The following is an 18174-nucleotide window of genomic DNA, read 5'->3' as shown; positions in this document are numbered from 1 at the left end:
GAGAAAAAATAAAAAGCGCTCCCTTTGTTAAGGGAACGCGTCTTTGGACAATTAAAGAGCCCACATAAAATATTACTGATTCTCTTCTGCAAAGTCAATAACATTTCAGCGAATAATATTCGCTCAGCGGTCTTCGTCCTCATCATCTTCGTCGCCAGTCAGATGCATATCTTCTCCGATGATTTCGCGGGTATCATCGTCAGTATCATCACTTTGGTAATCACCTTCCGCGATATCCTCTTCCAAATCATCTTCATCGCCGTAATCTTCGTCGAAGCCTTCCTCATCGAGAGTGAAGTCTTCCTCGAGATCATCCAGATCTTCATCTTCCTCTGCTACACGTTTCTTCCTTTTCTTCGTAGGTTCGACTGTAACGTCTTCGTCGAATTGATCTACTGCATACCAGCTCTTCAGTCCCCAAAGATTGGAACCTGCTGTCATGAAACGGCCGTCTACGTTCAGGTCCGTGTAGAATTGCAGCAGATATTCTTCACGCTGATCATCGCTCAATTGTTTGATTTCAGCTATTTTATCGAATAATTCTCTATAATCGGTTGCTTTGTTTTCATCCTCTAGGATCAAATTCGTCAATTCCACGAGGGAAAAGTCAGCAAGCTCTTCTTGGCTGTATTCTTTCAAACCCACTGTCACAGCACTCCCTTTATCAAATAAGTTGGTTATGTTCACGTCTACCGTTTTAGAACCATACCTTACATTATATTGCCAGGCCTATCAAAATGCAATATTTCTTCGGATCAGCGGCGTTTTTTGACTTGTTTGACGTGTTTGGACAGCTGCTTGAACTGTTTTCCCTGCTCCAGCTGTGCCTTGGCTGATGTTTTCCTGTCAAAATACCGGAGCTCACGCTGCAGCTTGAAATAGCTTTGCAGCCGCTCCGCTTCCAGCCCGCCGCTGTCCATCGCTTCCTGCACGCGGCAGCCAGGCTCCTTTTGGTGTGTGCAATCCCGGAAGCGGCATCCATTTGCCAATTCTTCGATATCAGCAAAAGCCGCTGACATACCAGCGTGCTGCTGATTCCACAGCTGCAGCTCGCGCATGCCTGGTGTATCGATAATCATCCCGCCGCCAGGAATCCGGATAAGCTCCCGGTGCGTCGTCGTATGCCGACCTTTGCCGTCATCCTCCCGAATGTCCCCGGCAAGCTGCACTTCCTTCCCATACAGCATATTCACAAGCGTGGATTTCCCAGCTCCCGAGGAACCGAGGAAAGCCGCTGTGACACCAGCCGCAAGCTGATTGCCGATTGCATCGACGCCCCTTCCGTCAATGGCACTTGTGACGTAGACGTCCACACCAGGGGCAATCGCCTCCACTTCGAGCAATCTCCCCTCCACGTCACTGCACAGGTCTCCCTTGCTCAAAATGATGACAGGTAATGCCCCGCTATCGTAAGCTGCCAGCAAATAGCGTTCCAGTCTGCGGAGATTATATTCTTGGTTCAATGCCATCACCAGATAAATATAATCTATATTCGCCGCAACGATTTGCTCCTTGGTCACAGCACCTGCCTCATTCCGTGAGAATTTACTCTTTCTCGGCAATAAAGCACGAATCGTCGCTTTCCCTTCTTCGTGCCGGGCATCGATCAGCACCCAATCCCCGACAGCTGGAAACTCCCCTTTTTGCCGAAACTTTCCTGACAGCGTCGCCAGCAGCTCTCCCCGGTCATCCAGCACTCGATACATATGTTTATGTTCCGATACAACTCGCGCAGGCGTCCATTTCTTATCATAGACCTGCCTCGCTGCTTCCAATCGATCATTCCACCCTAATAGATTCCATGCTTCGTTCATGTTTTCCTCCTAGTGATGCCATTTTTGGCCATAATAAAAAGGACTGTCTGCACAGCCCTTCCACCAGGATGGAAAAATCCCGCTAACCCAGACGCGCAGAAGGGATGTGCATGGTGACGGACAGCTGTTCATTCATCGCGATTGTCAACATAGTCATCATCCCTTTCCGCGAATCCGGCATTTGCCGTTCGCTCTTGATTTGTTTTTATGATACATGACATTGGCTATTTTTGTAAAGCCTATTATTAATCCAGGAAAGGAGATCAGGATATGTATGTCTTCTTCCTCCTGCTGGCCCTCCTGTTCCTCCTCGTCGTGCTGATAGGAGTGGACTTGGCGCTCGGCAGGAAACAAAGCAAAAGAAGGGCCGTCAATCGTCTGATCGGCCATAAACATGCGTTTGCTTCCATATTCGATGATGGGGTCACCTTCTATGAAGCTCTGATCCGTGATATAAAAGCTGCACAGCATTCCGTCGATATCCAATTCTTTCTCGTAAAATGGGATGAACCGACCCAGCAGCTGGTTGAACTCTTGAAGCAGCGGGCACAGGAAGGAATCAAAATCCGTTTCCTGCTGGACCGGTTCGGCGGCTATCGTCTGCCCCGAAAAGAACGGCAGCTCCTGCGCGATTCCGGTGTCATGCTCCGATTCGCCAATATACCCAGTTTCCCATATTTCCTCTATAACCTGAATCTGCGCAATCACCGCAAAGTGACGATCATCGATCAAAAAAGCGCATATATCGGAGGATTCAATATCGGGAAAGAATATTTAAGCAAAGAGCCCCGTTTTGGCTTCTGGCGCGATTGTGTCGTAAAACTTGAAGGAGAGGCTGTCTACACATTCGTACAGGTATTCGCATCCGACTGGGGAGACCCGTTTCATATATTGCCGAAACAAGCACCCGCATTCGATGGCGCGCAGATAGAGGCTGTCGTAACGGAAGCAGATGGCTACGAAGACTGGCTGCTGCATCAAATCCACCATGCGAGGAAATACCTTTATATCGGGACACCCTATTGTGTACCGACCCGCCGTGTGGAGGCTGCACTCAAGCGCGCTTCGGAAAGGGGCGTGGATGTCAGGCTGATGGTGCCGACCAAAGTCGATCATTATGTCGTCAATCAAGTGTCCTTTCATTTCGCCAGACGTTTGATCCAGCATGGGATACGCATCAATTTGTATCAGAACGGCTTTTACCATGCCAAAATCGTGCTGAGCGATGACTCCTGGTGTGCTGTCGGCTCTGCCAACCTTGATGGCCGGAGTTTGCTGATAAACAAGGAGCTTACCATAACCATCAGACAGAATGACCTATTTTACGCCCAGCTGCTCGCACTGTGGAAGAAAGATGAACAATCAAGCATCGCAGCCTCTGTGCACGATATGCAAAAACGCCCTTGGATCGCCAAGGCTACTGGCATCCTTTTCAGGCCGCTTCGGAATTACCTTTGAAAAACGCCCGCCGGCATTGCTGCCAGCGGGCGTTTTTTTACATTTTTTCTGGTGCTTCCACACTGATGAGACGCAGTGCATTTTTAATGGTGATACGTACTGCTTTCATCAACGCGATCCGCGCTTTCGTCAAGTCCTCATTATCCGGATTCAGCACTTTTTCAGCGTTATAGAAGCTGTGAAGTGCAGAAGCCAGGTCAAAGGCATACTGGGTGATACGATGCGGTGTGCGTTTTGCAGCTGCATCTGCCACCACCTGCGGGAATTCCCCAAGGCGCTTCAAGAGATCCAATTCCTTCTCCGCCGTCAGGAGGCCGGCATCGAATGCTCCCTCTGTCTGGAATCCTTTTTCAGCAGCTTGTGCAAGCATCGTGCTGATGCGGGCATATGCATACTGCACATAAAATACTGGATTTTCGTTGGATTGGGATTTGGCCAAGTCCATGTCGAAATCAAGATGGGAGTCGCTGGAGCGCATGACAAAGAAGTAACGCATGGCATCGATGCCTACCTCTTCCATCAATTCACGCAGGGTGACTGCTTTTCCTGTACGCTTACTCATCTTCACTTTCTCGCCGTTTTCGAACAGATTGACCATTTGGATGATGGTCACTTCCAGTGTATCGGCATCATAGCCAAGCGCTTGGATAGCTGCACGCATCCGCGGGATATAGCCATGATGATCGGCACCCCAGACATTGATCAGCTTGGTGAATCCGCGGTCAAGTTTCGTTTTATGATAGGCAATATCCGGAGTAAGATAGGTGTAGCTGCCGTCCTTTTTGATCAAGACACGGTCTTTATCATCACCGAAATCAGTCGAACGGAACCAAACCGCCCCATCTTTCTCATAGACATAGTCGTTGTCACGAAGTGTCTGCAAGGCCGTATCGATCTTTCCATCTTGGTAAAGGGACGTTTCCGAATACCATACATCGAATGGAACGCGGAAATCAGCAAGGTCCTTCTCCAGCTTTTTCAGTTCATAAGTCAAGCCATACTGACGGAAGAAAGCAAGTCGTTCTTCTTCCGGCTTCGCCGCATAGCTATCACCATATTCTTCGGCAAGCTGTTTTCCGATACCGATGATGTCCTTGCCATGATAACCGTCCTCCGGCATTTCAGCATCCTGGCCAAGTGCTTGCAGATAGCGCGCCTGCACACTGCGGGCAAGATTGTCGATCTGATTGCCAGCATCATTGATATAATATTCGCGTGCAACGTCATAACCTGCCGCATCGAGAATATTGCAAAGGGAATCCCCTACGGCCGCTCCGCGGGCATGTCCAAGGTGCAAGTCGCCTGTAGGGTTCGCCGAAACAAATTCCACTTGGACTTTCTCCCCTTTGCCTGCATCCGTGCGGCCAAAGTTATCGCCCGCTTCCAAAATAGTCGACACAAGCTCACCTAGATAGTCATTCCGCATAAAGAAGTTAATGAATCCTGGTCCTGCAATTTCAATCTTTTCCACAGGTGCTTGATCGTAATCGAAGTTATCCTGCAAATCCTCGGCAATGGCTCGAGGTGCTTTCTTCGCAACGCGGGCAAGCTGCATCGCGATATTGGTAGCGTAGTCGCCATGCGCCTTATCCTTCGGCTGCTCTAAAATGATGGCAGGAATTGTTTCTTTATCAGCCAAGCCCGCCTTCAAAACCGCATCCTGGATTGCCGTTTTCAATTTTTGTTCTGTTTGTTGTACGATATTCATCCGTTACTCTCCTCCTGCACACGCAACGTCAGTGCATGCTTCCTGGACTGCACCTGATTGAGCGTCACTGTATAGCTTAACGTAAGTTCTGCCGGACTGTCAGCCATCAGCGGCGAGAACGTCATCGCGTGCGTGCTTGTTTCCATATGCATTGTACCATAAGGATGGCGGTATACATTCTCTGTCGGCTGATTCTTTACGAAAACTTGCTTCATATCAAAGCCGCCTGAACGTTTGATGCTCACTTTATCCGATGAAATCGTGATCATCGTCTTCGTATCCCCGACCTCTTGTGATTCCTCCGTAAAACTGACGACCGTCAATCCGCCTTTTTCGGAATAGGTACCCGCTGCCCGCAACGTCGTGTGTTCGGTTTCGTCTTCCTCCGTTATTGCCGTATTCATTTCGATCCATACCGGTATCTTCGTCCGATGCATTGCAGCTTCCTCCCTTTCAGCAAGAAAAACGCTCCCTCCGGAAGCGTCTCTCTGGTTTTATTTCAATAGATCCTGTACGAATTTCGGCAGGACAAAAGCAGCCTGATGCAATTCAGGTGTGTAATACTTCGTCTCGATAGGCTGGAGATGCTCTGTATCCACTTTTTTCGGATGATGGACTTTACTTCCCATCGTGAACGTCCACAAACCGCTCGGATAAGTAGGGATATTCGCCGTGTACAGCTCCGTCACCGGGAAGATTTCCTTCACGTCCTTATATACCTGGGAAATCAAATCCGCTTTGAACCATGGGTTATCTGTCTGTGCAACGAACAAACCATCTTCTTTCAGCGCTTTTGCAATCCCCGCATAGAAGCCTTTTGTGAATAGATTCACTGCTGGTCCCACTGGTTCTGTCGAATCGACCATAATGACATCATAGGCATTCTCACTCTCGGCAATATGCATGAAACCGTCACCGACACGGACATCCGCACGCGGATCATCCATCTTGCCAGCGATGGAAGGCAAGAACTTTTTCGAATACTCGATGACCTTGCCATCGATATCGACAAGTGTCGCTTTCTTCACTTTGTCATGCTTGAGCACTTCGCGGATGACACCGCCGTCTCCTCCGCCCACGATCAGTACGTTTTCCGGGTTGGGATGCGTAAACAGCGGAACATGCGCCACCATCTCGTGATAGACGAACTCATCGCGTTCCGTAGTCATGACCATCCCGTCCAAAGTCAGCATATTCCCCCATTCTTCCGTTTCCAGCATGTCCAGTTTCTGAAAATCAGTCTGTTCGCTATGCAGGGAACGCTTCACTTTTGCCGTGATGCCAAAGCTGTCTGTCTGTTTTTCTGTATACCATAGTTCCATTGGATGTCATTACTCCTTATGTGTAGAATCCTATATCATCTCGCAACTAGTGTTGGTCATTTTTATAGCTTTAAACAATCAAATTATAGAGAAAATCCGAAAAAAAGCAACCCTTTATGACGTTTATTATCCTACTGTAAGCCGATACTGTATTTGACACCATGAAGGAAGCGGGCGATAGATTTGATTCGGATTCCGACAGCACGCTGGCAGAAGTGGCTCCGGCCGAAAAGACTGGCGGCATTTTTCCTTGGAGGGACATTGACTGCCATTGGCGGTCTGCTCCTCATCTGCTATCTGATGGGGCCGCCGCCGATGACAAATAAATGGAGCACGACATTCTATGCAAATGATGATACGATTCTCGGCGAACAGTACGGCAACACACCGAAGCGCTGGGTATCCTTGGAGGAAGTCTCTCCCCATTTGATTCATGCAACCATCCTGGCAGAAGACAAGAACTTCTACAAGCATCATGGCTTCGCCTGGAAACGAATATTCGCGGCTGCTTTGCAGAATATCAGGGCAGGGGCCAAGGTGGAAGGGGCCAGCACCATCACCCAGCAATACGCCAAGAATCTCTATTTGACCAATGATAAGACGTGGACACGAAAATTCAAGGAAGCCATATACAGTATCCGGCTGGAGATGTTCTATTCGAAGGAGGAGATATTGGAAGGCTACCTGAATACGATTTATTACGGCCATGGGATGTATGGCATCCAGGCTGCCAGTGATTATTATATGGATAAGGATCCCGGCAGCCTGACAGCAGCTGAGGCGGCCCTGCTTGCAGGCATTCCGAAAGGTCCCTCCTATTACTCTCCTTTTCAGAATAAAGAACTCGCTGATGAACGGCAGGAATATATTTACGGATTGATGCAGGAAGAAGGCTACATCACGGAGCCCGATACTCTTCCTGCTGTGTCGCTCTCGACAGAACAGGAACGGGATACCATTAGGCGTGCCGGTTATTTCCAGGATTATATCACGGCTGAATTAGCCGATGTGCTTGGAATGGAGGAGGATGAAGCTGTATCTGCCGGATACCATGTCCATACAACGATGGATCCTGAACAGCAGCTGCAGCTGGAAATGCAAATAGCCGATACCATTCCGGCAGATACGGAGCTTGAGGCTGGTGCAATTGCCATGAATCCGCATTCAGGAGCCATCACGGCCATGGTCGGCGGAACCAATTATAAAACCAGCACCTATAACCGTGCCACTACTTCCAAGCGGATGCCTGGCTCTGCATTCAAACCTTTTGTCTATTACACAGCTTTGAAAAATGGTTTTACACCAATGACACAATTAAAAAGTGAAGAGACGACCTTCAAGCTTCCAAACGGAGGAGAATATGCGCCAGGCAATTATCATGGCTATTATGCCAATGATGATATCACGATGGCAGAAGCAATCGCGATGTCGGATAACATCTACGCAGTGAAGACGAACTTGATCGTCGGCGCAGAAAAGGTTGCAGCAGATGCCAGGAAGCTTGGCATCACAAGTGATTTGCAGGCAGTCCCCTCTCTCGCCCTTGGGACTTCACCTGTATCGGTCGAAGAGATGGGAGTTGCCTACAGCCGGATCGCCAATGGCGGCAAACCGATAGAGGGTTATACAATCGAGAAAATCGTCGACCGTAACGGAAAGATAATCTATTCCCATCAGCAGCCGAAGATGAAAAGCAGCTTGGATAAGAAGAGGCTTTTTGTGCTCACGGACTTGATGACAGGCATGTTCGATGATTCACTCAGCAGCTATATGCGTGTCACAGGCGCAGGCATCAAGGATCAGCTGAGCAGGCCTTATGCCGGAAAATCCGGAACGACGGCCACCGATAGCTGGATGGTCGGATTCAGTCCTGACTTGGTCACAGCAGTCTGGACAGGTTATGACGACAACCGCCCGATGGAGAAAGTGAAGGAATTGGGCTACAGCAAGGAAATTTGGGCCGGCTTCATGGAAGCTGCCCATGAGGGTGAACCGATCAAAGCGTTCCGCCCGCCAGCTGGTGTGCGCGGCGTGTTCGTTGATCCCGATTCGGGGCTTCTTGCCACTTCCTACTGCGAAAAACGCCGGTTCACCTATTTTGTAAGAGGTACAGAACCAAAGCTGTACTGCCATCCCGATTTGGATGAAAATTCGCTGACACCAAAGCAGGAAGCGCCTCCGACCAGGCGAAAGCGCTGGTTCGATTGGCTGTTCTGACACAAAGAAGCCGCTGCCTTTTGAGAGACAGCGGCTTTTTTATTATTGCAATTGCTCACTAAGCTCTTGCGGTGTCCGATCCCAGAATTCCGGTTTATATTCCTTAAGGAAATCCAGCAGCAATCCCTTCGATAAATCATCCATATGCTCCAGCACATACATACCTTTCAAGGATTGCTCCATATGCTTCACATGCTCCGGCATCGATTTGTAGGCAATCCGATTCGGACGGTCGACGAGAATCTCACTTGCTGCTGCCCCATGATAATATGGGCCATCCCCGCCATTTTGCACTGTCACCCAGACAATCCAATACAGCTTTCCATCCGGCACCTTGTCTTTCTCATGCTGGAAACGAACCCGGCGCTCCACCTGGCTGCGGGCATGCATTGCAGCCATATCGACATATGCTGTCTTCTCATTCGGATCGACAATGACTGGACTCATATTTTCCAAACTGATGGACCCTACGCCATAACCGCCATGACCATCCGTTGAATCATCTTTCATGATCGTGAAAGCATTATTCTTTTTCTTTTCCACCTTAACCGCTCCCTCGACTTTTGTCTCTATAGTAGCATGTGCCGGAATATCACTTCAATTCTATTGTTTTATCATGGAAGCGAAAGGCATTGGATGGCACTGCGTCCGCAGCTGATCGTACCACGGCTGCTATCATTAAAAAAACGACGGATCACTTTGGATCCCCCGCTTTTCTCATGCTTGCAGCTTTCTCAATGAAGCGATGAATTCCCAAGCTTCATCCATCTCTTCATCCGTATAATTTTGTTTTTTCTTCACAGTCCGTACCTTTTCTTCCACTTCCTCCTGCGGCAGCTCCTCGAAATAAAGCATCGTGGAAACCAATTCAAGGAATCGGGAGCTTTTATCCTTCAGCAGCCGCACAGCCTCCTGATAGTCCGGGAATTGATTTTCATAATGTGTAAGGAATTGCTGCCCTTCTTCCGTAATGGTGTAACGGTATTGGATATAGCTGCTTTTATCTTCTTTCGTCTCGCTGATCAGACCAAGGTTGCTCAATTCATCCACACGCAGGGATAATTCCTCTGAATAGGGACCGAATAAATGGAATTCATATTTTTCACCGAACGGAATCCCATTTTTCTTCAGTATGTAAATCATCTTCTGTAATTTTTTTCTTCCTACCACTTCTTCCACGGAAGAAAAGAATTGCAGTAGATTTGCGTGGTTGGCTAGCATAGCTGCTCCTCCTCATTGAAATAAAATCTCATAGATCCGCTGTTTCTGTTTGCTGTCATCCGGCAGGGCTTCCAAGATATCCTGCGGGAAGTATAGTTTATGGTCTGTTCGTTTCTTACCCGAAATCGCTTCAACAATATCCGATTGACGTGATAATTCCTTCAGTTTCCCATTTGGCAGCTGCAAGTGAATAGGAAGCCGCTCCTCTTCCTCGCCCGGACGGTAGAAATCATATGGCAGATCCGATGAAGAATCATCAATGAGATAATATTCGGGATCGATGCCGACTTCACTGAAGAGCTTGGACAGCTCCACCATCTCTTTCACATGCAGGAGAGGATTGAACTCGATATACTTGAAGAGCCTGCGATTCAGGAATCTTTCACATAAGTCCCGGAGTATATCATCGTCTTCTTCAAGCCATGCCTGAAAATAGAAAGACGTAACATTCTCATCGAGCCGTATGTAATCCTCCAGTGTGACGTTCCCATCAAACAAAGAAATGAAATGCTGCGGGCGCAGCTTGAAAGTATAATCGCTCTGATATAGTGCCTTTGCCCGGTGCAGGATTTTTGTCAGGATGACCTCCGCACTTCGTGTCACTGGGTGGAAGTAAACTTGCCAATACATCTGATAACGGCTCATGATATAATCCTCCACCGCGTGCATGCCGGATTCCTTGATGACGACTTGATCCTCACGCGGCCGCATCACCCGGAGTATACGCTCCATATCGAAATGACCATAGCTGACACCAGTGAAATAGGCATCGCGCTGCAGATAGTCCATCCTGTCCGCATCGATTTGGCTGGAGATGATACTGACGATCAATTTGTCGCCATATGTCTTATTGATCACCTCGGCTACTTTTTTCGGGAAGTTCGTGCTCACTTTTCGCAGCACGTGGTTGACACCAGTATCACCAAGAATGATCTTGCGGGTGAACTCCTCATGATCCAATCCGAAAACCTTCTCGAAGGAATGGGAATATGGTCCATGCCCGAGATCGTGAAGCAAGGCGGCACAGAGCAGCAGCAGCCGCTGCTCCTTTTTCCAGTTCTTCCGATTCTCAAAATTATTCACGATCCGCCTGACGATCTCATATACGCCCAAAGAATGATTAAAACGGCTGTGTTCGGCGCCATGAAACGTCATATAAGAGGTCCCAAGCTGCTTGATCCTGCGAAGCCGCTGAAATTCAGGCGTCGCTATCAAATCCCATATCACCCGGTCGCGGACATGCACATAGCGATGCACAGGATCTTTGAAAACTTTTTCTTCATCTAGCTTTTCGTCTCGATATGCCATTTCCTCTGCCTCACTTTATGTCAATCTGTCTCGACTTTATGTCCAATAGATTCAGTTTATAAAATATCGGGTCCCCCGTAAATAACCAATTGTAATTTTTACTCGTTTCTTGTCTACCCTGTTTTTGCTATACTATGTATTGGCGTTTTTATGCCATATTGCTGAAAAGGAGCGCGTTTTACGTGTTGCATACATTACTCGGAGCACCTGAATTCCGCATCATCGATCATTCCGGTGAGGATGGGCCGGAGCAGGCCATGGCCTCCTTCGCAATTGATGATGCACTGGCTATTTCTGTCGGGGAGAATCTGGCGCCGCCAACCGCAAGGCTTTGGATCCATGATCGCACGATTATGCTTGGCATTCCGGATTCCCGTCTCCCTTATATAGAAGAGGGAGTGGCTTATTTACGGGAACAAGGCTACAAAGCCGTTGTACGGAACTCTGGCGGTCTCGCTGTTTTGCTTGATCAGGGCGTTGTCAATCTGTCCTTCATCTTTCCAGATGCCAAACATATAGGAATCCATGATGGTTATCAAGCAATGGTTTCCTTCATCCAATATATATTCCGTGATCTTACAGACAAAATCGAAGCCTTCGAGGTCGTAGGTTCTTATTGTCCCGGAACTTATGATTTGAGCATAGATGGCCGGAAATTCGCCGGCATTTCCCAGCGCCGTGTCAAAGATGGTTCTGCTGTACAAATTTACTTATGCGTCGATGGAAGTGGTGCCGCACGTGCTGAAATCGTCCGCGGCTTTTATGAAAAGGCAAAAAAGGATGCAAAAACCCGGTTTTCATTTCCTGAAGTAGTGCCGGAAACGATGGCATCATTGGAAGAATTACTCCATATCCCGCTTACAAGCGAGCAGGTTTGCAAGCGAATCGCCGATGGACTCGCTTCCATCACGCAGATCATTCCTGCCAGCGAAATGACAGAGCGGGAAATCGGACTGCAGCAGGATCGGATGAAACTGATGCGCACGCGCAATGAAAAATTCCAATGAAAAACCGCTGACCGGTTATCGGCTCAGCGGTTTTCTCTCTCTAAAAAGGATAGTGCCTGTTTCACGGTCGAAAAGAACTTGATGCTTTGATCACTGAAATCTGCCTGTCGCACACTTTCCATCGCCATCTTCGGATGGAAGCCTGTAATGATCAAGCGTGTGCCCATCATATCCAGCAGCTGATGAAGCTGCAGCACACCATGATGGACAGCGCTATGGAAGCGGCTGATGCCTTGCAGATCCAGAAGGAAATTCTGCTCTCCCGACTGCTGGACATGCTCGCCTACTCGTTCCAATATCTGATTCAGCCTGTGATCATCGACATCTCCAATCAGCGGCAGAATGGAGGTCGTATCCGTGATGGGGACAATAGGTGTGGATAAGCGGGATACCTCTTCCAGATAATGTGATACCAGTTCTTCATTTTTCTTCCGATCTGTCACATCTTTTTGGACGCCGACGAAAAATGTCTTCTGCTCACTTTCCAGAAAAATCGGATAAATAGCGAGCTCATTCCAGAACATTTCTCCGTCCTTCCGGTAATTCTTCAACTCAACCACGACGGTTTCTTCATTTTCAACCGCGTTCCGGACGATGGTGACATCCTCCTTATCCGAATCTTCCCCTTGAAGGAATCGGCAATTTTGGCCGATTATGTCTTCAGAGGGATAACCGGTGAGTTCTTCGAATCCTTTGTTCGTATAAATGATCGGATTATCAGGAAGTGAGGGGTCTGTGATTACCACTCCAGCTCCTACGTAATCGATGGCATGCTTCACAAACTGATCTGTTACTTCGGATGAATAGCGGATATCCTTGCCCAACAATACTCACTCCTTTTGCATATAAACAAGGCAATTCTACTATAGTTGGACAGCAAAGACAAAACAAACAAAGAAAAAGACGCCTTTTTTAGAAAGACGTCTCCTGGGTCATGCTTATTCTACGGACTGGGCAGCTGTAATCAATGTAAGTTTGTACACATCATCTGCATTACAGCCACGGGATAGGTCATTCACTGGTGCATTCAGCCCTTGCAGGATCGGACCCACAGCATCGAAGTTACCAAGACGCTGTGCAATTTTGTAACCGATGTTACCTGCTTCAAGACTTGGGAATACGAATACATTCGCGTCACCTTTCAGCACAGCATCCGGAGCTTTTTTCGCAGCTACGGACGGAACGAAGGCCGCATCGAATTGGAATTCGCCATCTATGACAAGATCAGGGTTTTTCTCTTTCGCAATCGTCAATGCATCTGCTACTTTCTCTGTTTCGGGAGATTTAGCGGAGCCTTTAGTCGAGAAGCTCAGCAAAGCAACTTTCGGATCAATTCCGAACATAGCTGCTGTTTCAGCACTTGCTACAGCAATTTCTGCAAGATCCTGGCTGTCAGGTGCGATGTTGATGGCACAGTCACCGAAAACATAACGCTCATCTTCCCTTACCATTACGAATGCACCAGAAGTCTTTTTGTATCCTGGCTTCGTTTTGATGATTTGCAATGCTGGACGCACTGTATCAGCAGTGGAGTGTGCCGCTCCGCTCACAAGCCCATCGGCTTCGCCTGTATAAACAAGCATCGTACCGAAGTAGTTTTCGTCTTTTAGTAATTTCTTTGCATCTTCTTCCGTCGCTTTGCCTTTGCGGCGTTCCACGAACGCTGTCACAAGCTCATCGAATTTCTCGTAAGCATCGGGATCGATGATTGCTGCTCCATGAAGATCGATAGACAGCTCCTTGGCTTTTTGTTCCACTTGCTCTTTATTGCCAATTAAAATCGGTGCAATGATCCCCTCTTCCGCAAGTTTTCCTGCCGCTTCCAAAATACGTTCATCCGATCCTTCCGGCAAGACGATACGTTTATTCTGGCCTGTCACTTTTTCCCGCAATGTTTGAAATAAATCACTCATCCTAAAACCCTCCTAGAATATGTCTGCTTTTCTATAGTAAATCTTTTTGTTTTACTTTTAAAGTCATATAAGGCTGCGCCGATTTTTTTAATTAAAATAATCACCATCTTAGATGTTCCCATTTCTGTCAAAGTATACGCGTCTGACATGCAGGGCAGTTGTTATAATAGAGATGGGATTAGCAAGCAACGACAAGCATGGTCTTATGTCGTTTGTGTTACACTATACAAAGAATGTGAACGAAAAAGGAGTGTTTAGGCATGGCAGAAGCAGTAGAAACCATGGACGGCTGGTATTGCCTGCATGATTTCCGGGTAATGGATTGGACAAGCTGGAAACTGGCATCCGAAGATGAGCGTAAAGCGGCGATCGGGGAATTCCAGGACTGGCTTTCGACAATGGAACAAGTAGAAGAAGCAAATAAAGGCAGTCAGCTTGCCTACAAAATAATAGGTCACAAAGCAGACTTGATGTTCATGATCCTGCGGCCGACAATGGATGAATTACAGGAGATAGAAACAACATTCGACAAAACGAAGTTAGCCTCTTACATGACAAAGAGCTTTTCTTACTTATCGGTCGTTGAACTCTCCAAATATATGAGCAAGCCTGGCGTCGACATCGAACAGAAGCCGGAAGTACAGGCTCGTTTGAAACCCATCCTGCCTCGCTGGGATTATATGTGCTTCTACCCGATGGATAAACGCCGGATGAATGAAGACAACTGGTATTCACTTGAAAAAGATGCACGTGCCAAACTTATGTATGAGCACAGCAAAACCGGCCGTAAATATGCTGGTCAAATCAAACAGATCATCACGGGTTCCTTCGGATTCGACGATTGGGAGTGGGGCGTTACACTATTTGCCCACGACCCGCTGCCAATCAAGAAGCTGGTTTACGAAATGCGATTCGATGAAGTAAGCGCACGCTATGGCGAATTCGGCGACTTCTATTTCGGAAATATCCTGACAAAAGAAGCAGCATCCTCCTACTTCCATGTCTGATGAAAGCTGGACCAAATGGTCCGGCTTTTTTTATTTCCTTGGTTCTACCCCGCTTTCCGATCACATATCATGTCAAAGAACAGGCATGAGTTCCTTTGCATGAGGTAAGCCGATGGCGATTAAGGAGTACAGGGATGGAGAGCCCCCGCCTCCTTAAGCCGGAATTTGTCAATATGTTCGGCAGAACGTATCGACTCTGCTTCCCGGACCATCAGCTGCCCGAGTGTCTTCAAGTCAAAGGATATAGGAAAGGGGAATGAATATGAGTAAGAACCCGAATCAAGAGAATCAGACGCCGAGCACTCCGCAATTCCAGGAACAGAATCAGGCTTATACCTATCCGCAAGTCCCGAATTACAGTTACCCGACTCGCCAGCAAAACCAGCCGTTTTATCCCCAGCAGCAACAGCAAGCACCCTCACAAGTACAAGGCGGCGGCCCGGGCGGGGGCGGACCCAGCCTTCCGGTTGAGCAGTCCTATATCGAGAACATATTGCGTCTGAATCGCGGCAAGTTGGCTACTGTCTATATGACATTCGAAAACAACGACCGCTGGAATGCAAAGATCTTCAAAGGCACAATCGAAGCTGCCGGACGTGACCACCTTATTTTGCGCGATCCCGAGACCAACCGCCGCTATCTGTTATTGATGGTGTATCTCGATTATGTCACATTCGATGAACCGCTCAATTATAACTACCCTTATGGAAATCCAGACGGCTTGGCAAATTACCCTCCGCGATAAAAACCTCTGCAGCTGCAGAGGTTTTTCTTTATAGATATTTGATTGCAGAATAACCGAGCAGCACCCAGCCGATCAGGAATGCCAACCCGCCCACTGGTGTGATCAAGGCAAATGCCGTGATTCCGCTGACCGCGTAAATATAAAGTGTTCCCGAAAACAATAGGATACCTGCGATGAAGAAACCGCCGGCAGTCACCAAACTGCCTGCTTGGATTTTCTGAAGCAGCAACGCTGCCCCGACCAGCGCCAATGTGTGGAACATCTGATATAGAACCGCTTTTTCCCATGTAGCGATTGCCTTTTCCGAGAGCCTTCCTTCCAATCCGTGTGCCCCGAATGCTCCAAGTGCCACCGTAAGGAAACCACTGATCGCTCCGATTATAAGTAATGCTTTCATTTTTTCTGCTCCTTTATATCAAAAATCGAACAAGGACTTGCCGTTCGATTCATCATCATCATCTTCAAATGCCTTCCTGGGCTGCTGGACCGGCCATTCCCCTGTCATCGCTGCCCATTCCGCCGCGGACGGTCCCGATTGGGATTCAGTCTGTTTAGGCATCTCCTTCTTTTCGGATCGTTCACTTTGCAAAAACAAATCGCACATCGAACGAACCGCCCGAACATGCTCCCGCTGCTTCTGGACATCCCCATTGGCCAAGGCCTGTTCCAGTTCCTCTTTCATATGCCGCAGCACTGTTTCTTCACTTAACAAGCCGAACACCTCCCTCATTTCACTGCTACATGCATTATAACAGATATAGATCAAAAAATTTAACACCCAAAAAAGGAACGTATGTTCTTTTTCTTCAAAAAACAGTATTCTGTTCATAGCTTATACATAAATGAGCGGCTGCGGAAATGAAGTGGGATGATCCAAAAGCAGAATCATCCATATTAAATTTCGATGGATGGACAGAAGCAGTGTGTACCGAGGAACGCTCCTATATTGGAGGTTGAAACATAAAGAAAACCAACACATGGAGTGTTGGCCATAAAATACAGTTATCCTGGCATCGGACAGTTTTTTTATAATTGATCGAAATAACTTGAACTAGGAGTGACGCCTTGTCTTTCCGCTTGGTGCTGCCCGCTATCTTGTAAGCCGAAAAATCCTCCTGCAATTATCGCTGCCAGTAGTGTGCCAACAAAGATTTTCTTCTTCATTTTCCCCACTCCTTTTATTTTATGGCCAATCTATAATAATAGCTGGCTTTTACGTGTTCGCCTTTCTTGAAAAAATATTCGGCGAACCGCTCTGAATAATATTTTACATTGAATTTGTCATTTTTTGTAATGAAATATTCGATTCCTTGCTGCCAAACTCCTTCAAAGCTGCTCCTATCGATGAACTTTTTATGCAGCATGGCAAAGATCCATTTATAAAGCTCGTTATTTTCCCGCTTGCTGATGGAGAATCCTATATCAAAGTAGCGCAATGCTTCTTCATTCCGACCAGCGTAAAACAACGCTTCGGCCAGGTAATAAAGACTTTTCATATAATGACTGCTTTCCTGGTCCTCGATCGCTCTTTTAAAGTAATGGACAGCTGTATCCGGCAATCCTTTCCTTAAATAAACCAAGCCTAGGTTATGATTTATCATATACACCAGATTAAACTCGCTGCCTGTGTCCTGCTGCCGATATGACAAGGCTTCATGCAAAAGTGCTTCTGCTCCCTCATAGTCCTTCCATTCCAGGTAATTCAACCCTTGCAGCAGTTTACTTTTAGCAAGCACATAATCCTGTTTCTGCTCCTGGGCTTCCTGGATGGCCAAGGTTGCATTGATAACGGAAAGCGAAGTGATATAGGCATGATAGTATGCGTTGGCCAGCTTATAATAAAAGTCTGGTTTCTCTGCAGTATTCGAAAGTTCCTCCAAATATTCTGCAGCTTTTTCATATGCAATGATCGCATGTTGAAGATGGCCTTTTTCATAGAATAGATGACCCTTGAAGCAATGATAATAAAAAGCATTTTCATCATTTAACTCTTTTTTGGCGTTCTCGAAATCAGCAAACATCGTTTCAGCTCGCTCCGTCTCCCCAGCCAGCAAAGAGAATCTAATTTCCATCAGAGCGGATTTGATCAATAGGTTTGGATCATGAATGCTTTTTCGCTGCTCCTCGATCTCTCGCAGCATTTTTTCCGCAGCATGCTTCTTTTCTAATTTAATGCTTACATGAAAAGTATCTAACAGCTCTGGAAACGTACTTGATTCAGAAAATATAGTACGATCCAATTCCTCACCTCCTTCCTTCTCTATTCCCTTTCATTTTACCATTTATTTGAAAATGATATATTGGGAATACAAGGGGAACACGAGCCGTTAAAATGCCTGGAATTCTCTCAGAGTTTCACAAAATCCGTCAGATTTCATCATTTTTCCATTCTATTTGATTTGCCAGCCTATGAAACAACTCCCGCAGCAGTGCTGCTTCCCCTGAACACAGAAA

General features: G+C 47.3%; 19 protein-coding genes. 5 read left to right on the top strand and 14 right to left on the bottom strand.

The annotated features are described in order from the left end of the window. Positions 1 to 123: 123 nt before the first annotated feature. Complete coding sequence (gene rpoE, locus MHI54_RS11820) at positions 124 to 645, bottom strand: DNA-directed RNA polymerase subunit delta (RefSeq protein WP_095214201.1); 522 nt, start codon at positions 643 to 645, stop codon at positions 124 to 126. A 110-nt stretch (positions 646 to 755) separates the two neighbouring features. Then, entirely contained in the window at positions 756 to 1814 is a 1059-nt protein-coding gene (rsgA, locus tag MHI54_RS11815) for a ribosome small subunit-dependent GTPase A (protein WP_095214202.1), read from the bottom strand. Positions 1815 to 2084: 270 nt separating this feature from the next. On the opposite strand from rsgA, the gene MHI54_RS11810 reads away from it, so the two are divergent. Next, a complete protein-coding gene (locus MHI54_RS11810) occupies positions 2085 to 3272 on the top strand; it encodes a phospholipase D-like domain-containing protein (protein ID WP_340081532.1) in 1188 nt (395 codons plus the stop codon). Positions 3273 to 3309: 37 nt separating this feature from the next. Here the strand turns inward: MHI54_RS11810 and argS are convergent, their stop codons facing one another. Genes argS through speE form a run of 3 tightly spaced genes read right to left on the bottom strand, consistent with a single transcriptional unit; the run spans position 3310 to position 6302 of the window. After that, complete coding sequence (gene argS / locus MHI54_RS11805) at positions 3310 to 4980, bottom strand: arginine--tRNA ligase (RefSeq protein WP_095214204.1); 1671 nt, start codon at positions 4978 to 4980, stop codon at positions 3310 to 3312. Then, complete coding sequence (locus tag MHI54_RS11800) at positions 4977 to 5417, bottom strand: DUF1934 domain-containing protein (protein WP_095214205.1); 441 nt, start codon at positions 5415 to 5417, stop codon at positions 4977 to 4979. The genes argS and MHI54_RS11800 overlap by 4 nt, the downstream gene beginning before the upstream one ends. 57 nt (positions 5418 to 5474) lie before the next feature. Beyond that, the gene (speE, locus tag MHI54_RS11795) at positions 5475 to 6302 is read right to left on the bottom strand and encodes a polyamine aminopropyltransferase (RefSeq protein ID WP_095214206.1); all 828 of its coding nucleotides are present in this window, start codon (positions 6300 to 6302) and stop codon (positions 5475 to 5477) included. 183 nt (positions 6303 to 6485) lie between these two features. Between speE and MHI54_RS11790 the strand changes: the two genes are divergently transcribed. Beyond that, the gene (locus tag MHI54_RS11790; protein ID WP_340081531.1) at positions 6486 to 8519 is read left to right on the top strand and encodes a PBP1A family penicillin-binding protein; all 2034 of its coding nucleotides are present in this window, start codon (positions 6486 to 6488) and stop codon (positions 8517 to 8519) included. Between the two features lie 42 nt (positions 8520 to 8561). Here the strand turns inward: MHI54_RS11790 and MHI54_RS11785 are convergent, their stop codons facing one another. The 3 genes from MHI54_RS11785 to MHI54_RS11775 form a co-directional block, all read right to left on the bottom strand. Continuing rightward, a complete protein-coding gene (locus tag MHI54_RS11785; RefSeq protein WP_095214208.1) occupies positions 8562 to 9062 on the bottom strand; it encodes a YwhD family protein in 501 nt (166 codons plus the stop codon). A 174-nt stretch (positions 9063 to 9236) separates the two neighbouring features. Further along, the gene (locus MHI54_RS11780) at positions 9237 to 9740 is read right to left on the bottom strand and encodes a YwgA family protein (RefSeq protein ID WP_340081530.1); all 504 of its coding nucleotides are present in this window, start codon (positions 9738 to 9740) and stop codon (positions 9237 to 9239) included. Positions 9741 to 9752: 12 nt separating this feature from the next. Then, positions 9753 to 11048, bottom strand: a complete 1296-nt coding sequence (locus MHI54_RS11775) for an HD domain-containing protein (RefSeq protein ID WP_095214210.1) — start codon at positions 11046 to 11048, stop codon at positions 9753 to 9755. Positions 11049 to 11230: 182 nt separating this feature from the next. On the opposite strand from MHI54_RS11775, the gene MHI54_RS11770 reads away from it, so the two are divergent. Beyond that, complete coding sequence (locus MHI54_RS11770; protein WP_233134731.1) at positions 11231 to 12055, top strand: lipoate--protein ligase family protein; 825 nt, start codon at positions 11231 to 11233, stop codon at positions 12053 to 12055. A 23-nt stretch (positions 12056 to 12078) separates the two neighbouring features. Here the strand turns inward: MHI54_RS11770 and MHI54_RS11765 are convergent, their stop codons facing one another. Further along, on the bottom strand, positions 12079 to 12879 hold the full coding sequence (locus tag MHI54_RS11765) for a PAS domain-containing protein (protein ID WP_233134732.1): 801 nt from the start codon (positions 12877 to 12879) through the stop codon (positions 12079 to 12081). A gap of 114 nt (positions 12880 to 12993) precedes the next feature. Next, positions 12994 to 13968, bottom strand: coding sequence for a phosphate acetyltransferase (gene pta / locus MHI54_RS11760; protein WP_095214213.1), 975 nt, complete (start codon positions 13966 to 13968; stop codon positions 12994 to 12996). Between the two features lie 260 nt (positions 13969 to 14228). Here pta and hemQ point away from each other — a divergent pair, with 260 nt between their 5' ends. Both hemQ and gerQ read left to right on the top strand, forming a co-directional pair. Beyond that, a complete protein-coding gene (hemQ, locus tag MHI54_RS11755) occupies positions 14229 to 14975 on the top strand; it encodes a hydrogen peroxide-dependent heme synthase (RefSeq protein ID WP_095214214.1) in 747 nt (248 codons plus the stop codon). A gap of 262 nt (positions 14976 to 15237) precedes the next feature. Then, positions 15238 to 15720: a spore coat protein GerQ gene (gerQ, locus tag MHI54_RS11750; protein WP_340081527.1), complete on the top strand. Its 483-nt coding sequence runs from the start codon at positions 15238 to 15240 to the stop codon at positions 15718 to 15720. A gap of 28 nt (positions 15721 to 15748) precedes the next feature. Here gerQ and MHI54_RS11745 read toward each other — a convergent pair whose 3' ends face one another. The 4 genes from MHI54_RS11745 to MHI54_RS11730 all read right to left on the bottom strand — a co-directional run bounded on the left by MHI54_RS11745 (position 15749) and on the right by MHI54_RS11730 (position 17960). Then, positions 15749 to 16117, bottom strand: a complete 369-nt coding sequence (locus tag MHI54_RS11745; protein ID WP_340081526.1) for a DUF423 domain-containing protein — start codon at positions 16115 to 16117, stop codon at positions 15749 to 15751. Between the two features lie 18 nt (positions 16118 to 16135). Then, positions 16136 to 16432 (bottom strand): YwdI family protein, encoded by a 297-nt coding sequence (locus MHI54_RS11740; RefSeq protein ID WP_095214217.1) that lies wholly within the window; start codon positions 16430 to 16432, stop codon positions 16136 to 16138. Positions 16433 to 16746: 314 nt separating this feature from the next. Continuing rightward, positions 16747 to 16884: a hypothetical protein gene (locus tag MHI54_RS11735; RefSeq protein ID WP_158221439.1), complete on the bottom strand. Its 138-nt coding sequence runs from the start codon at positions 16882 to 16884 to the stop codon at positions 16747 to 16749. A 14-nt stretch (positions 16885 to 16898) separates the two neighbouring features. Continuing rightward, entirely contained in the window at positions 16899 to 17960 is a 1062-nt protein-coding gene (locus tag MHI54_RS11730) for a tetratricopeptide repeat protein (RefSeq protein ID WP_340081525.1), read from the bottom strand. Between the last annotated feature and the right edge of the window lie 214 nt (positions 17961 to 18174).

The organism is Terribacillus sp. FSL K6-0262 (assembly GCF_037977385.1).
Lineage (GTDB): Bacteria > Bacillota > Bacilli > Bacillales > Amphibacillaceae > Terribacillus.
Note: the sequence above shows the minus strand (reverse complement) of the source record. Positions and strands in the feature narration are given on the sequence as shown.

What these genes read in the sequence shown, in the direction of transcription:
- speE (WP_095214206.1), bottom strand. Translation starts at nt 6,302, where the DNA reads ATGGAACTATGGTATACAGAAAAACAGACAGACAGCTTTGGCATCACG.
- MHI54_RS11745 (WP_340081526.1), bottom strand. Translation starts at nt 16,117, where the DNA reads ATGAAAGCATTACTTATAATCGGAGCGATCAGTGGTTTCCTTACGGTG.
- hemQ (WP_095214214.1), top strand. Translation starts at nt 14,229, where the DNA reads ATGGCAGAAGCAGTAGAAACCATGGACGGCTGGTATTGCCTGCATGAT.
- argS (WP_095214204.1), bottom strand. Translation starts at nt 4,980, where the DNA reads ATGAATATCGTACAACAAACAGAACAAAAATTGAAAACGGCAATCCAG.
- MHI54_RS11810 (WP_340081532.1), top strand. Translation starts at nt 2,085, where the DNA reads ATGTATGTCTTCTTCCTCCTGCTGGCCCTCCTGTTCCTCCTCGTCGTG.
- pta (WP_095214213.1), bottom strand. Translation starts at nt 13,968, where the DNA reads ATGAGTGATTTATTTCAAACATTGCGGGAAAAAGTGACAGGCCAGAAT.
- MHI54_RS11775 (WP_095214210.1), bottom strand. Translation starts at nt 11,048, where the DNA reads ATGGCATATCGAGACGAAAAGCTAGATGAAGAAAAAGTTTTCAAAGAT.
- gerQ (WP_340081527.1), top strand. Translation starts at nt 15,238, where the DNA reads ATGAGTAAGAACCCGAATCAAGAGAATCAGACGCCGAGCACTCCGCAA.
- MHI54_RS11800 (WP_095214205.1), bottom strand. Translation starts at nt 5,417, where the DNA reads ATGCATCGGACGAAGATACCGGTATGGATCGAAATGAATACGGCAATA.
- MHI54_RS11735 (WP_158221439.1), bottom strand. Translation starts at nt 16,884, where the DNA reads ATGAAGAAGAAAATCTTTGTTGGCACACTACTGGCAGCGATAATTGCA.
- MHI54_RS11780 (WP_340081530.1), bottom strand. Translation starts at nt 9,740, where the DNA reads ATGCTAGCCAACCACGCAAATCTACTGCAATTCTTTTCTTCCGTGGAA.
- rsgA (WP_095214202.1), bottom strand. Translation starts at nt 1,814, where the DNA reads ATGAACGAAGCATGGAATCTATTAGGGTGGAATGATCGATTGGAAGCA.